The organism is Oceanobacillus longus (assembly GCF_042650085.1).
Classification (GTDB): Bacteria; Bacillota; Bacilli; order Bacillales; family Amphibacillaceae; genus Oceanobacillus; species Oceanobacillus longus.
In genome coordinates, this window is the sequence record NZ_JBHSAO010000011.1 from 110,237 (window position 1) to 125,956 (window position 15,720).

10 protein-coding genes are annotated in these 15,720 nt (G+C 36.5%); all 10 read left to right on the forward strand.

Going from position 1 to position 15,720, the window contains the following annotated elements; genetic code table 11:
• Positions 1–97 precede the first annotated feature (97 nt).
• Complete coding sequence (locus ACFOUV_RS14595; protein ID WP_379497520.1) at positions 98–1,666, forward strand: ABC transporter ATP-binding protein; 1,569 nt, start codon at positions 98–100, stop codon at positions 1,664–1,666.
• A 24-nt stretch (positions 1,667–1,690) separates the two neighbouring features.
• On the forward strand, positions 1,691–3,646 hold the full coding sequence (locus tag ACFOUV_RS14600; protein WP_379497521.1) for a glycosyltransferase family 2 protein: 1,956 nt from the start codon (positions 1,691–1,693) through the stop codon (positions 3,644–3,646).
• The gene (locus tag ACFOUV_RS14605) at positions 3,636–5,795 is read left to right on the forward strand and encodes a glycosyltransferase family 2 protein (RefSeq protein ID WP_379497522.1); all 2,160 of its coding nucleotides are present in this window, start codon (positions 3,636–3,638) and stop codon (positions 5,793–5,795) included. Before ACFOUV_RS14600 ends, ACFOUV_RS14605 begins: the two co-directional genes overlap by 11 nt.
• Before the next feature lie 52 nt (positions 5,796–5,847).
• Positions 5,848–7,242 (forward strand): ATP-grasp fold amidoligase family protein, encoded by a 1,395-nt coding sequence (locus ACFOUV_RS14610; protein ID WP_379497523.1) that lies wholly within the window; start codon positions 5,848–5,850, stop codon positions 7,240–7,242.
• Positions 7,243–7,278: 36 nt separating this feature from the next.
• Entirely contained in the window at positions 7,279–8,895 is a 1,617-nt protein-coding gene (locus tag ACFOUV_RS14615; RefSeq protein WP_379497524.1) for an acylphosphatase, read from the forward strand.
• Between the two features lie 38 nt (positions 8,896–8,933).
• Positions 8,934–10,577: an acylphosphatase gene (locus ACFOUV_RS14620; RefSeq protein WP_379497800.1), complete on the forward strand. Its 1,644-nt coding sequence runs from the start codon at positions 8,934–8,936 to the stop codon at positions 10,575–10,577.
• Between the two features lie 39 nt (positions 10,578–10,616).
• Positions 10,617–12,047 carry an acylphosphatase gene (locus tag ACFOUV_RS14625; protein ID WP_379497525.1) on the forward strand — a complete coding sequence of 477 codons (1,431 nt, stop codon included), beginning with the start codon at positions 10,617–10,619 and terminating at the stop codon, positions 12,045–12,047.
• Between the two features lie 52 nt (positions 12,048–12,099).
• Entirely contained in the window at positions 12,100–13,149 is a 1,050-nt protein-coding gene (locus tag ACFOUV_RS14630; protein WP_379497526.1) for a CapA family protein, read from the forward strand.
• 108 nt (positions 13,150–13,257) lie between these two features.
• Positions 13,258–13,983 carry an aspartate/glutamate racemase family protein gene (locus ACFOUV_RS14635; protein ID WP_379497527.1) on the forward strand — a complete coding sequence of 242 codons (726 nt, stop codon included), beginning with the start codon at positions 13,258–13,260 and terminating at the stop codon, positions 13,981–13,983.
• Positions 13,964–15,640 carry an acylphosphatase gene (locus ACFOUV_RS14640; protein WP_379497528.1) on the forward strand — a complete coding sequence of 559 codons (1,677 nt, stop codon included), beginning with the start codon at positions 13,964–13,966 and terminating at the stop codon, positions 15,638–15,640. Before ACFOUV_RS14635 ends, ACFOUV_RS14640 begins: the two co-directional genes overlap by 20 nt.
• Positions 15,641–15,720 lie beyond the last annotated feature (80 nt).

Consider the following 15,720-nt stretch of genomic DNA (forward strand, 5'->3'; position numbering starts at 1 on the left):
AAGTTACTTATATTATGTCACTTCACTTATCAATTGAAGGTTTAAGTCTGAAAAGCAACAAAACTTACGAAAGAGCCATAACAAAAGAGGTTTTAATATGTCGAATAAAAACAATCAAACAGAAGCTTCAGTGGAAAATGACGTTATCAGGGCCGAAAATATAGGCGTATCCTTCGAAGATAGTAAATACCGTGATGATATTAAATCACTTGCTTTTAGTATATTTAAAGGAAGAAAAGAAAAGAAAGAAAAGGTCTGGCCACTAAAAGACATAGAATTTACAGGTCACCAAGGTGAAATTCTGGGAATTATCGGTTCAAACGGAGCCGGAAAAACAACATTAAGTAAAATCATTGCAGGTATCCTCCAACAAGATAAAGGGAATATAAAAGTCGACGGAAAAGTGACTGCATTGTTTTCGTTTGGTATGGGGTTTAATAAAGAACTGACTGGACGGGAGAATGTATACCTGAACGGAATGATGCTTGGAATCAATAAAGAACTGATTAATCACTATATTAATGATATCCATGAGTTCTCTGATATTGGTGACTTTATGGATCAGCCAATGAAGTACTATTCAAGTGGTATGAAGGCAAGGCTTGGATTCAGTGTTGCTTCCCATTTGCAGCCGGAAGTGCTCATTCTGGACGAAGCACTCAATACTGGAGATGCGAAATTCAGTAGAAAAGCAGCGGAGAAAATGAAAGAATTGGTCAAACAAGCGAAAATGGTTATTATTGTGACCCATAGCCTTCGATATGCAGAACGAAATTGTGACAGACTGATGTGGATTGACGGGGGACATGTAAGAGAAATCGGAGATCCAAAAGAAGTTGTGAATAATTATAAAGCAACCGTTCCTCCAGCCCCACCAAGGAAAAAGAGAAGTCTAGAACTGAAGAAAACCGAAACAATTGTCAAAAATAAAACAATCGTTCATGCTCAAAATATTGGCGTTTCATATGAACTGAATACCGGCACATTTTGGGCATTAAAGGATGTCAGCTTTGAAATAAAAGAAGGAGAAGTTGTCGGGATTATCGGTCATAATGGCGCAGGAAAAAGTACCATTTGTAAAGTATTAACCAATATATTAAAACCTGATGAGGGACAGATTGAATTAAATGGTGAAACCTCTTCACTGCTTGGGTATGGTACGGGGTTTAATGCGCAGTTGTCAGGGACAGATAATATTTTTCTTAATGCAATGCTACTAGGAATTCCTAAAAGAAGAGTTCAAGATAAATATGATGAAATTGTAGAATTCTCTGGTTTAAGAAAATCGATTGATAAACCGGTTAAGCAATACTCATCTGGTATGAAATCCAGACTTGGCTTCAGCATCGCAGCCATTCTGAAGCCGGATATATTTATTATTGATGAAGCACTGTCAACCGGTGATATGGCTTTTCAGCAAAAGGCAAGTGAACGAATACAGGACATGATGGAACATGCGAAGGCAGTAATCATTGTTTCTCATAGCATGAGTTTCGTCGAAAAAATATGTACAAGAGGAATCTGGATGGAAAGAGGCCAGGTCCGATTTGATGGGACAGCAGAAGAGGCTGTCGCAAAGTATAGGGAATCCCTTGGTATAAATAAAAAAGGGAAAAATCCCAGAAGTAAAGTGATCAATAAAGGAAAAGTAAATGAAAAAAACTAATGGACATGACGGTGGTGTCGATAAATGAGTAGCAATCTAAAAAAATTAATTACAGGTCCTGTTGATTGGTTATTGTATACGGTTTTGAATGAAAAACAAAGAAAGGCTCTAGTCGATATTCTTACTGATGAACAGAAGAAAAAAATAAAGCAACGGTTATCAGGAAGAAAGCAGGAGCAAAGACAGCAGCTGAAACAAATCAAGTACCACCTGTACAATTTGGGTTTTACGGAAAGAGCACTTGTGGAGCTGGAACACTTTTTTGAGACTACCAAGGATCCCCAACTCAGAAGACTTGCTGCATGGGAGCTGACATTATGGCACACCAATCAATATACAAAAGCTAGCGCAGAGAAAGCGTTACAATATATTGATGCAGCAGGACATGGTGAAAAGGAAGCCAACCAGCTGAGGCGGATTGCAATTATTCGTGCCGAGCTGTATGACACTTGTGGTGTACAAGACAAAGCCAAAAAAATAATCGATGAGATGCTAAGTCGTCAGGAACATGCTGATTTATATCTTGCAGCAGCTAATCTGGAAGATGATATAGAAAAACGCGTACATTGGATTAATCGTGCGATGGATTACTATCATCTTCAGTCTATAGAGTTTTCATCATCGGACCGAAATCCAGAGTATGACGATCTAAGGACGGTTTCGATGAGTAGAAAAGTGACGGAAGGTCCGAAAGTTTCTGTGATTCTTCCTGCCTTTAAAGCTGAAGAGGGAATCAGGGTTGCAATCGAATCCATCCTTTCGCAAACGTGGGCGAATATTGAACTGTTAGCGGTAGATGATTGTAGTCCCGATAATACGGCAGCAGTTATCAAGGAATATGTGGAGAAGGACTCCAGAGTTAAATTACTGTCTACTCCTGTAAATAGTGGTCCATATGTTGCCCGAAATATTGCGTTACGAGAAGCAACAGGCGAGTTTGTGACGATTAATGATTCAGACGACTGGTCTCATGCAGAAAAAATAGAGATCCAGGTTAACCATTTGATGAAAAATGAGCATGTTATTGCCAATACATCTGAACATGCACGATTGACGGAAAGCTTAAAACTGTATCGTCGTGGCACACCAGGAAGATATATTTTCTCGAATATGTCATCGATTATGTTCAGACGCAAACCGATACTTGAGAAGGTTGGGTATTGGGATAGTGTTCGATTTGCTGCAGACGGCGAGTTTAAGCGGCGTCTTATTAAAGTTTTCGGAAAAAACAGCTATGTTGATTTGAAGTCAGGTCCCTTATCATTGCCAAGGCAATCTGTTACGTCGCTTACTGGTAGTTCTGCATTTGGTTATGATGGGTTTTTCATGGGGGTCCGTAAAGAGTACGTGGAAAGCTTGGAATATCATCACAAAATAGCAGAAACACTTCGCTATCCTTTTCCAATGGAGGTCAGGCCGTTTCAAGTACCTGAACCAATGTGGCCAATGAGAGAAGAAAAGGTATCAGGGAAACGTGTGTTTGACGTAGTAATTGCAACAGATTTCAGAACAATAGATGAGACGGAGACACGTATTATTAAGGAATTGTCCATGAATAGGCATATCCGGATAGGTTTCGTTCAAATAAACCAGTATAAATTAACAGCAGAAAAGCAAATGAAACCAACGATTAGACAGATGCTGGACGGCAACCGAGTACAAATGCTTGTATACGGTGAACAGGTCCAAACAGATAAACTCATTATTGTTAATCCAATTGTGCTCGAGGAATATCAACGTTATATTCCGGAAGTTATCACGGATTCGGTACACATAATTATGAGTCAATCACCTGATAGCGAAGGATACAATGTGGCAAATTCTCAAAGAAACTTGATCGACTATTTTAATCACACTGGAGAATGGTATCCGGCTACACGGGAGATAAAGAATCACTTGAGTGAAAATTATTCATCTATGAAAAGTGAAGTCAATTATCATGATCAAGTCTGGGAGAAAAGATGGGTCTATGATGAATAAACAGACTGAAATAAAAGAACAACAAAAAATAAATTCCGAATTAAAGGCTCAGCTTTTAGAACTCGATCGTGTCCTCGAGGAAAAAAAGATAGAGAGGGAAAAAATGAAAAGAAGTCTTGATTTCTATAAAAAGGAATTTATTAAAGTGCAGGATACGATAGAGAAACTATCTAAATCGAAAAAGGAAGGAATAGCCACGATAAAGGCTATTCCTGCTTATGCTTTAGGTAGAAGAAATGTAAAACAGCTTTACAGTAGGAAATATAAACAAAAGAATGCTGCAAATAAAATAAAAAAGTATAAATTATATTTATATAACTTAGGTTTTACAGATAAAGCTTTATCTGATTTGCAGTCTATGTTTCTTGATACAAAGGATCTGTATGTGAAAAGAGCAATAGCTTGGGAACTTGGGTTGTGGTATGCCAATAAGCTGACAAAAGATGCAGCAAGGATGGCACTTGTATATATGGATATATCGATATATAAGGAGAAAGAGCCCGTTGCCCTTCGAAAAGCAGCAATATTAAAAGCAGAGGCATATGAACTCTTAAACGAACCGGTAAAAGGTATGGAAGTTATTACCGATGTAATGGAGAACCAAACACATGCAGACCTTTATTTAGCTGCTGCAAATCTAGAGGCCACGGTTGAAGGTAGAGTAAAATGGATTAATAAAGCACTGAGGCTATATGATTTGCAAGAGATAATGTTGGCTTCATCGGAAAACGTGGATGCCTACTATAATCTGAAATGCAAACCTGTTAAAAAACAGATAACAAACGGGCCAAAAGTATCGGTCATTATCCCTGCGTATAATTCAGAACTGGGGATTCGTGTGGCAATAGACTCTATTCTGTCTCAAACATGGAATAATCTTGAGGTTCTAGTAGTGGATGATTGCAGTACAGATGATACGGCGCAAATAATAGCACAATACACGTACAATGACACTAGAGTTAGATTATTAAAAACGCCCGTAAACAGTGGACCATATATAGCACGTAATATTGCTTTAAAAGAAGCAACTGGTGAATTTGTAACCATTAATGATGCAGATGACTGGTCACATCCTGAAAAGATTGAAAAGCAGGTTAACAATTTAATAGAACAACAAGATATTATAGCAAACACATCGGAACATGCAAGACTGACAGAAGCGCTTAAACTTTACCGAAGAGGCATGCCAGGTGAATATATATTTTCAAATATGTCATCCATAATGTTCAGACGAGAGCAAGTACTAGAAAAAATAGGGTATTGGGACAGTATACGATTCGCAGCTGATAGCGAATTTAAAAGACGTATCGAAGCTGTTTTTGGGAAGGATAAGATAACAGATTTAAAAACCGGTCCATTATCATTCCCGATGCAATCATCCGGTTCACTTACTGGAAATGCTGTTTTTGGGTACAGTGGATTTTTAATGGGGATACGTAAAGAATATGCAGAAACATATCGACGCTACCATCAAAAAGCAAAATCTTTATATGTTCCATTCCCACAGAACAAAAGGCCTTTTCCAGTTCCCGAACCAATGTGGCCGAAAAGAGAAGAGAAAAAATCTGGCAAGCGTCAATTTGATATTGTTTTGATTTCCGATTTTCGAAAAAAAGCAGATGATCATCTACTGAAGCAAATCAGTACTTTTAAGAAAATGGGAATGCGTACAGGACTGATTCAAATGGGGCAATATGATTTTCGAATAAAGAAGGAAATTAACCCCACTATCAGACAGGTTATCAATGGAGAAAGTGTGCAAATGCTTGTATATGGGGAGTCAATTACTTGTGATGTCTTAATCATAAACAATCCTGGTATATTCCAGGAAAGGCAAAAGTATGTACCGACAGTGAGTCCTAGAGTTGTCAGGGTGATTATAAATCAGCTTCCTAAATCTGATATCAAAAAGGCTTATAATCTAAGGCAATGTTCAAGAAGAATAGAGGAATACGTGAATCAGAAAGCAAAATGGTATCCAATTAACCAGCAAATACGTGACGATCTAATGGAAAATCATCGCCAGGAATTGAAGTCCATTCCATTATCCACCCAAAACTGGGTTGGTGCAGAGCAATGGAACGAAGCGTCATTTGTCTCTTTTATTGAGAATTGGTTGGTGGATGATAATCCATTAAAACTGAAATAACTCAAGAAGGGGGATGGTTACCATTAACGAAAATAACGATAAACATAGAAATGTGGAAGAATCTTCAGATAAAGGTACACTCCAGGTGGAGCAGCAAGAGGCAGACAAATTAATCCGAGAATTAATTAAAAAAGAAGCAGAAATTAAAAAGACCGATATGGAGATTAAAAATAGCGAAAAGCTAATAAAAAAAATAAAAAAGAGTAAAACATGGCAACGTTCTAATTCAGTTCGTAAATGGATCCCAAGTGGTAAAGCACAAAAAAAGTATATCTCACAATTGGAAAAGGAAATAACAAACACCAAAAATGAGTTAGTTGCTGCGCAAGAAATGATAAATGAGCTACGACTTGAAAATTCAACAATAGATTATAACAGTGTATGGAGAATGGCAAAAGAGCAGAAGGATGAAAGCAAGTTAGTCGACTTATTGGACAAGATAATCCAAAAGAAAAAAAGGAACGATGAGAACTATAATCATTTATTAAAATCCTCAGCCAGATTATTTGAAAAGGAAAAATTGGAATACAAACAATATGTATATTTAAAAATCCTATCAGGGCTAAAAGTGGAGGATATTCCAGAATTTATGATTAGATCTGGTCTTTCTGAGGAAAATATATCCTTAAAGCAAGCCTCTTCTTATCGTGCGAGTTTGAATATGAGAATGAGACAAAATCAGCTACTGGGAACGTTACCAGAAATGCTGTTGGATGATAAAAAAATGGCTTACAGCTTCATGAATAAGTTAAACATAAGAATCCCGCGCTTATCTGATCAAACTTATCGCCTCCAGGACATTCCTGAAAAAGAAGGGATTGTAATAAAACCTGTAGATGGAGCGGGGGGGCGCGGCGTTTATCTCGTTTATAGTAATCGTGATATAATAGACATAAAAAATGCAAAGACGCTTGCAAATTGGCAACTACTCCGAAAAAGTTTGGAGAGAGATATCACTTCAGGTCAAGTCAGCACCAATGAATGGTTTGTAGAAGAGTTTATTTTGGAGAATAAGCAGGAAAGAACGCCGGCACGTGATCTAAAATTTTATTGTTTTTACGGTAAAGTAAGCCTTATATTAGAAATAGTGCGTTACCCAGAATTGAAATACTGTTGGTGGACAACCACTGGTGAAAGAGTAGCAACCGGAAAATACGACTATAGTTCATTCAAAGGCATAGGTGTAACAAGGAATGAAATAGAAATGGCTGCTGCTATTAGCGCTGAAATACCAGCACCATTTATAAGGATTGATTTTTTAAGGTCTGAAGATGGGTTGGTGTTTGGTGAATTCACCCCAAAACCAGGGAACTATGATGATTTCGATGATGAAACCGATAAATGGCTTGGGGACTATTTTATAGAAGCGCAAGGACGGCTTGAGAATGATTTGATAGATGGTAAGCGATTTACGCATTATAAGGAATTGAAGGAAAATAGTAATTAATAAGCTTGTAATGGTGGAATCATAGGAGGATATTTGATGGAAGAGAATAACGCAGAATGGTTACCGCATCTTTCCAATGGAATCGTTTCTAATGCACATGGAAACTTACTGGATGCATATGTTGTTTCCCTTGAAGGTTGGAGAAGAGGACTTACACTTCGGTGGCATGTAAAGGACTCGGAGAAATTCAGTGAGATGAGAACTTGGTTTGTGGATAAACCAGGGCAATTATTCTCTCTAAGTTCTAAGGAAAGAACCCATTATTTTTTCAGAACCAGAGGAGATAAAGTAACGAATGAAGCTGTGGATATTGGCCGTGATAAGGAGAAAACAAAGCAGGCACTTCTGGAAAAAGGTGTTGCAGTACCAGAAGGCAAACAATTTACAGCAGAAGTATCGAATGAAGAAATTTTAGACTTCGCATCGAAATTAGGTTTTCCGGTTGTGTTGAAGCCAACTGATGGCAGCTTTGGGCGCGGTGTCGTATCCAACATTACAGGAGTTGGAGAACTAAAATTTTCACTCGAATATGTACGTGCCAATCTAAATTACCGCGATGTCATTGTTGAACAGTACATACCTGGCAATGAATATCGTTTGTATGTTGTTGGAGATGAGGTAGTAGGGGCAATGAATCGCATTCCTCCTAATGTAATAGGTGATGGAGTTCATTCCATTCAGGCATTGATTGAAAGAAAGAATGAAGAACGAAACCTTAACCCAAGGCTAGTAAGCTGCCCGATTCTTGTTAATGAGGAAGTAACAGATTTTATTGGACGAAGAGGATATACCTTGGATACCGTTCCGGAAAAAGGGGAAAAGATCGTTCTTAGTGATAAAACGAATATATCAATAGGCGGGGATCCTATAGATGTACTTGACACGTTGTCGGAGAATGTAAAGGAACAGGCAGTCAAAGCAATACAGGCTGTTCCCGGACTTTACCATGGTGCAGTGGATTTAATCGTACATGGAATCAGTTCCAACGTATATGTAATTGAGCTTAATCCAACAGCACAACTAGGTGGCCTACTCTATCCGATCAAGGGTAAATCAAGAGATATTCCAAAAGCGATTATTGATTATTACTTCCCGGAAACAATAGGTATTAATACAGCTGATGCAAACACATATTTTGATTTTCATGATGTGCTTGATCCATTGCAATCAAGGGATGCATCCGCTACTACGGTAACACCATGTCCACAGGAAAAACTATATACTAAAAAATATATTGTAAGTGGGAATGTGCAGGATATCGGCTACCATCGAGGACTTCGAAAACATGCTTTTGAACGTTATCTTCATGGATATATTATGACACTTGAAGATGGCGATATTGAAATCGTAGTCGGTGGTACGGATCCAGAGATGGTAGAGGATTTTAAGAATGGAATCTGGGAAGATGTAGAAAGAGCTCAAGTTATTGAAGTACAGGAAAAAAACTATGATGAACCGATTAAAGTTGGTTTTGAAATAAAAACAGATTTAAAGACGCAAATAGAGGAACTAAAATTAATGAAACAGGAAATGGAAGTTACCGAGCTTGCGATGAAGAAAGCTGAAGTCCAACGCAGGAAATTTCATGAAAGCATGTCATGGAAAGCGACAAAACCAATTAGAGTAGTTGGATCTATCTTTAAAAATAAATAAACTGAAAACTGGACGGTATTTATAGGAGGCAACAGATGATGAAAGAAGATCAGGGAATCAGTCTTCCTCAACTCACAAACGATATTGTAAGAAATGCTAGAAAGACAAGATTGGATGCTTTTGCGGTTGCGTTGGAAGGTTGGCGTAGGGGACTTAAGTTAAAGTGGTATACAAGGGATTCCGAACATTTTCAGGATATGATTATTTTTGGTGTTAATCCTCCAGGAAGATTGTTTTCTCTTACCTCTGATGAAAGAACACATTATTTCTTCAGAACAAGGGGAGATATTGTAGAAAATAAAGCTGTTGAAATCGCATCGGAAAAAGACGATACGAAGATGGTCCTGGACAATGCAGGAGTACCGGTACCAAAAGGAAAAGGTTTCGATGAAGAAGCAACGAATGAGGAAATTATAGCGTACAGTAAAACATTGGATTACCCATTAGTGTTAAAGCCAACAAATGCAAGCCTCGGTAATGGCGTGGTTACGAATATTAATAGTGACGGGGAGTTTATAAAGGCTCTTCATTATGTTCGTCATGAATTGGATTATAAAGAAGTCGTTGTTGAACAGCATGTTTCTGGAAAAGAATATCGTATATATGTTGTCAATGATAAAGTAATTGCAGCGTATAACAGAGTACCGGCAAATATCATCGGGGATGGTATGAGCGATATTGAACAATTGATTAGCATGAAAAATCATCAACGAAAGAAAAATGCTCGCTTGAACAGTTGCCTGATTCATATAGATAATGAGATTTTAGAATTTATTCAATCAGCAGGTTATACGTTAACTAGCATTCCTAAAAAAGGGGAACAAATATATTTAAGAGAAAAAACGAATGTATCTTCTGGTGGAGATCCAATTGATGTAACGGATACATTACCCGAAGTGTATAAAAAAATTGCAATTGATGCTACGAAGGCTGTCACAGGATTACATCATTGCGGTGTCGATATAATCATTAATGAAAATAGAGCCATCAAAGCACCTGCTGTTGTGATTGAATTAAACCCAACAGCACAAATAGGTGGAGCATTATTTCCACTTAAAGGAAAGTCACGTAATATTCCAGGTGCAATTATTGACTATTACTTCCCGGAAACGAAGGGAATGGACACAGCGCATTCTAAAGTATATTTCGATTTAATAAATATTCTTGAACCATTGGAAAATCGGTCTGCAGTTGAAGTTGAAGTAACACCTGCTCCAATGGGTGAATTATATGCCAAACAATTTATCGTTACTGGTCAAGTTCAACGCCATAGTTACCATCAATGGCTCAAAAAACAAGCATTGGACAGAAACTTGCACGGTTACGTAAAAAATATGGTATTTGATGAAATTGAAATTGTTGTGGCTGGGACGGGTAAAGCGGCTATAGCAGAATTTAAAAAGTTAATAGACAAATATCCGCAAGCTTCTAAAGTTGAAAAAATTAAAGAGGAAAACTGTAATGAACCAATTACTGTTGGATTTGAGATTACAGAAAGATATAATACATCGAGTAAAAAGTCTGTACAACATGCTTTAAGAAAAATGGACAAGGATTTAAAGTATATGACAAAACAAAAGAACAGAATAGAGAAAGACAATCAGCATATTCTGAACAGTACTTCTTGGAAGTATACAATGCCTCTTAGGAGAGTAAGAGCTATTGTCAAGAATAGAAAATGAGGATCTATCAAATTACAGAAATCCTGGGGAGGGAAATTCATGAACGAAGATTACCCTTATTGGTTGTCCAAACAAATGCTTAGCGGGGTACGTGGATTCAATTTATGCGCTAATTTAGTCGCATTAGAGGGTTGGAGACGCGGACTGAATCTCAATTGGTATTATAATGCTTCAGAGTTTACAGATTTAAAAACAATTGGATTTCAACCCATTGGAAAAACATTTTCTCTCAGCTCAACAGATGACACACATTTTTTCTTCAGATCTCGAGGAGATAAAGTTTCGAATGAAGCTGTAGATATAGGAACTAGTAAAGAGGAGACAAAAAAATATCTCTCAAAAGCTGGCGTGCCTACCCCAGAGGGTTTTAGATTTACAAGCGAAGAAAAAGAGGATGAAATTATTAATGTTGCCTTAAAAATAGGTTATCCGCTAGTGCTTAAACCGACATATGGTAGCCTTGGAAAGGGTGTTATAACAGACATTCAAACGGAAGAAGAATTACGACGTAGTTTAAAATATGTGCTTGAAGAATTCGATTATAGTGATTTCTTAATAGAGCGTTATATATTCGGTGAGGATTATCGTGTTTATGTAATAGAGGACAAGGTAATTGGAGCAATCAAGAGGATACCTGCAAATGTAGTTGGTAATGGAAAAAATACTGTGCAAGAACTTATAAATATTAAAAATCAGGCTAGAAAAGCTAATCCTCATCTATCAACAAGGTTAATAAAAATAGATCCGGAGGTAGAAGAGTTTCTTAAGAATCAACAATTATCACTTGATGACATACTAAAAAATGGTGATGTTATCTATCTGAAAGGTAAGAGTAATATTTCTTCAGGTGGTGATTCTATTGATTTCACCGAAGAGATAACTCCAGAGATGAAAAGTGTTGCAATTAATGCAGTTAAGGCTGTACCTGGATTAAATCACGCAGGTATAGATTTAATTGCTAACGATAACGAAATTGTGGTTATAGAGATAAACGCAACAGCAGTTATAGCATCACACTTATTCCCAATGTATGGAAAACCTCGAAATATACCTGAAGCTATTATTGATTATTATTTTCCAGAAACCATAGGAAAAGGTTCACAGAGCACAAAAATATATTTTGATTTTAAAAGCATATTTAATCTATTAAGAAGTAGTTCAATCACTCAAATAGAAGTTGCAGATGCTCCAGTGGGGGAACTATATGCTAAACGATATGTTATTTCCGGAAAAGTTCAAAATGTAGGATATAGAAACTGGATTCGAAACCAGGCGCTACAAAGGAATTTGCATGGTTATACTAGAAATTTAAAGAATGGAAAGGTAGTAGTTGTTGTTGGGAGTCAAGATAGGAAAATGGTTGAAGAATTCAAAGAAGTTTGCATGAAAGGTCCTTTGAAATCTAATGTTGTGGATGTTCAAGAGTATATTTGGGAAAGTCAGGTAAACATTGGGTTTGAAATTAGGTGAATTAATCCCACAGAACACAAATAGTTGTAAGCGAAATGAAGGAGATAAAATTATGGACAATAATACCAGAAAAGTTACGCTAGGCGCAACCGGCGATGTTTTACTTCACGAAAGACTTTATAATAAAGCAAAATTAAAAAACGGTGGTTATGATTTTACAGAAATGTTAGCTGAAGCAAAACCACTATTTAAAAAGGAACATTTAATTATAGTTAATCAGGAGTCTCTTATTGGTGGGGAAGAAATTGGGTTGTCAGATTTCCCTCATTTTAACAGTCCAATGGAAATTGGTTATACGTTTAAAGAGATGAACGTCGATATTGCAAATATGGCTAATAACCATATAATGGATCAAGGGGAAAAAGGTATCTTAAAAGCAATCGAGAATTGGGAAAAGATTGGGATACCTTATATAGGTGCTTATAAATCTCAGGAAGATAAAGAAACACTACGTATCTTCAATAGAAATGGATTGAAAATATGCTTTTTAGCTTTCACTAAGTCTATGGGAACTAAAGCAAGACCAAAAGGCAAAGAATATTTAGCGGGAAGTTTCAGCGATTTAGGTGTAAAGTGGGTAAGAAGATTAATTGCTCGCATTAAAAGTAGTGGAATAGCTGATGTAGTTGTACTATCCATGCATTACGGGAAAGAGTACCAGATGTTACCTACCTCATACCAATTGGAAACTTCGAATAGTTTATCAGATACAGGGGCAGACGTTATTATTGGTCACCATCCACATGTGCTCCAACCACCTGCTTATATAACAAATTCAAAAGGCGAAGAAACCTTTGCCGCTTATTCTTTAGGGAATTTTTTCTCTGGACAAAAAGGAATTTATCGACAAATTGGGGCTTATATGACAATTGATATTGAGAAGCCAGAAGGTAGTAAAATGGTTAAACTATCCAATCCAACTTATACTCTAACATACGTGGATAGTGCGGAAAAAGGAGACTATAAACTTCACCTATTAAAGGATGTAGTAGAGAGACAGGAAACGATAAAAACACATGTAGGTGAGTTTAGTTCCGCAGAAGTTTATGAGAGAATGATTACTCATATGAGAACTTATATCCCCGATTTGAAGATAACATAAAAAAATTAAAAATATTATTTTATAGTTCTCCATCTTAGGATTACATCTGAGGTGGAAAATATAATCAGTTAACCAGTCGAATTTTTATAAAGAAGGGTTTGAATTGTTTTGCCTCAAGAAGTAATTGGCATATTAGGTGGGATGGGGCCAGCGGCAACAGTAGAATTATTTAACCGAATAGTTAATAATACTGCGGCAAAATATGATAAAGAACATGTAAATACTATCATTATCAACGACCCACAGATTCCTGATAGAACAGAATACATTTTAGGTGAAGGAGAAAGTCCTATACCAAAACTAAAAGAGAATATTATGAAATTACACCTAGCTGGAGCTGAATATATAGCAATACCGTGTATGACAGCTCATACTTTTATAAGCGAACTTCAACAAAGCTCACCTATACCAATAATTAATGCTATAGAATTAATTGATAGGTATCTTGAGGAGACTTACCCTAATGTTCATACAGTTGGTCTTTTGGCAACTACAGGATCCATAAAATCTGGTGTATACGGAAAGCATTTAACTAAAACGAACATAATAACTCCTGATGGGATGCAACAGAGTAGATTAATGGATATTATTTACTCAAAAAACGGTATTAAAGCCGGGAATACTTCCCCAGAAATAGTTAATGAAATCAATAAGATTTTATACGAATTGCGAAAAGAAAACATTCAAGCGGTAATAGCAGGTTGTACAGAATTAGGCATTGTCATGAACAATACAAATATGGATATGCCGGTAATTGATCCAATAACACTTCTCGCTAAAGAAACAGTTAAATTAGGAAATAATTATATAAAGGATGAAAATAATGACTCATAATCGTGAATGGCTACCACATATTGAAAACTCTATCCCAGAAGAAGCAAGAGGCTATTCCGTATCAATGTATTCTATTGCCTTAGAAGGTTGGCGACGAGGACTAACATTAAAGTTTATTAATAAGAATAGAAGAAAGTCGGAATTATATTATTCATTGAGCAATCAAGAGAAAGAGCATATCTTCACAGTTTCTAGAGGAGATAAAATCTCGCAGGAAGCAATGAGGATTTGTAAAAATAAGCATTTAACGAAAGAATATTTAATAAAAGCTGGAGTTCCAACCCCCGAAGGCGAATTATTTGAAAAAAATGTTACTGCTGATGAAATGCTTAATTATGCAAAGAAGCTGGGCTATCCAGTTGTTGTTAAACCATTAGATGGGACAGGTGGAACGGGAGTAATTGCGAATATTAGAAGCGATAAGGAATTCAAAGAAGCGTTATCGTTTGTGAGAGATGACCTTAAATTTACTAAAGTGATTGTAGAAAAGCACTATGAAGGAAGAGGCTATCGTGTTTTTGCAATAGGAGATAAAGTGGTTGGTGCCTTTGATCGAATTCCTGCAAATGTAATAGGCGATGGAAAAAATACAGTAAGGGAACTATTAAGGTTGAAACTAGTAGAAAGAGACAAGAACCCAGCTCTCTTCAAACGCCCAATTAAAGAGGATAAAGAAATGTATGGACTCCTACGCCAAAAAGGGTATACGATGGATAGTGTCCCAAAAACTGGAGAAAGAGTATTTTTAAAAACAAGTAACAATGTATCATCTGGTGGAGATTCAATAGATGTAACAGATAAAATAACAGATGAAGTAAAAGATATAGCTGTAAGAGCTCTTAAGGCTATTCCAAATCTAGCGCATGCAGGAATAGATTTTATGGTAGACGAAGAAAATAATACAAGTGTAATACTTGAAATTAACACCACCGCTAGCATACGAAATCATTTGTTTCCTAATGAAGGAATAGCAAGGGATATACCAAAAGCAATTATCGATTACTATTTCCCTGAAACTAAAAATTATCAGTATGACCCTAATACGCTCTATTATTTTGATTTTGGAAGGGTATTTGAATTATTTAGTAGTGGCTATGCTAAAGAGGTCGTGGTACCAGAGCATCCTAAAGGTGAAGGAGAAGCAGTACGATTTGAAGTTTCTGGCGAAAATCTAAACAATGGATACTTTAGATGGATACGTCAACGTGCATTGAAATTACGGTTAAACGGCTATGTTAAAAAGATGAAAAATGGTAATGCACTAATAGTAATTTCAGGAAATACAGATAATGTTAATTTATTTAGAATGGTTATTAAAAAAGAAATGCCTAGTACAACAACTATATCAAATGTAGTAGAGAAAGAAAGAAAAACTCCTGTGAAAGTTGGTTTTGAAGTGCAAACTACAAACTCCAGTAGCTCTGTACCTAATAAAGCTACAAAGCCTGATGGCTACGCTCCAGTTTATTTAGAAAATTACCCTGGTAAAAAAAGCAGCAGCACAAGAAAAAGAAGAACAACGGGGACTTCTACATTAAGAAAAGAGAGAGACTTATATCGCAAAAAGTATAATGACATGATAAATAGTCGGAGTTGGAAAATAACGAAGCCAATTCGAAAAATAGGAAGCTTGATCAAGAACTCAAAAAATAATTAAAACTTTTAACAGTAGGTTAAGATTCATTTGATATAGTAGTATCAACCTTTGATGTTGGCTTAATTTTGCTTTTAAAAATA

What these genes read in the sequence shown, in the direction of transcription:
- ACFOUV_RS14595 (WP_379497520.1), top strand. Translation starts at nt 98, where the DNA reads ATGTCGAATAAAAACAATCAAACAGAAGCTTCAGTGGAAAATGACGTT.
- ACFOUV_RS14600 (WP_379497521.1), top strand. Translation starts at nt 1,691, where the DNA reads ATGAGTAGCAATCTAAAAAAATTAATTACAGGTCCTGTTGATTGGTTA.
- ACFOUV_RS14605 (WP_379497522.1), top strand. Translation starts at nt 3,636, where the DNA reads ATGATGAATAAACAGACTGAAATAAAAGAACAACAAAAAATAAATTCC.
- ACFOUV_RS14615 (WP_379497524.1), top strand. Translation starts at nt 7,279, where the DNA reads ATGGAAGAGAATAACGCAGAATGGTTACCGCATCTTTCCAATGGAATC.
- ACFOUV_RS14620 (WP_379497800.1), top strand. Translation starts at nt 8,934, where the DNA reads ATGAAAGAAGATCAGGGAATCAGTCTTCCTCAACTCACAAACGATATT.
- ACFOUV_RS14625 (WP_379497525.1), top strand. Translation starts at nt 10,617, where the DNA reads ATGAACGAAGATTACCCTTATTGGTTGTCCAAACAAATGCTTAGCGGG.
- ACFOUV_RS14630 (WP_379497526.1), top strand. Translation starts at nt 12,100, where the DNA reads ATGGACAATAATACCAGAAAAGTTACGCTAGGCGCAACCGGCGATGTT.
- ACFOUV_RS14640 (WP_379497528.1), top strand. Translation starts at nt 13,964, where the DNA reads ATGAAAATAATGACTCATAATCGTGAATGGCTACCACATATTGAAAAC.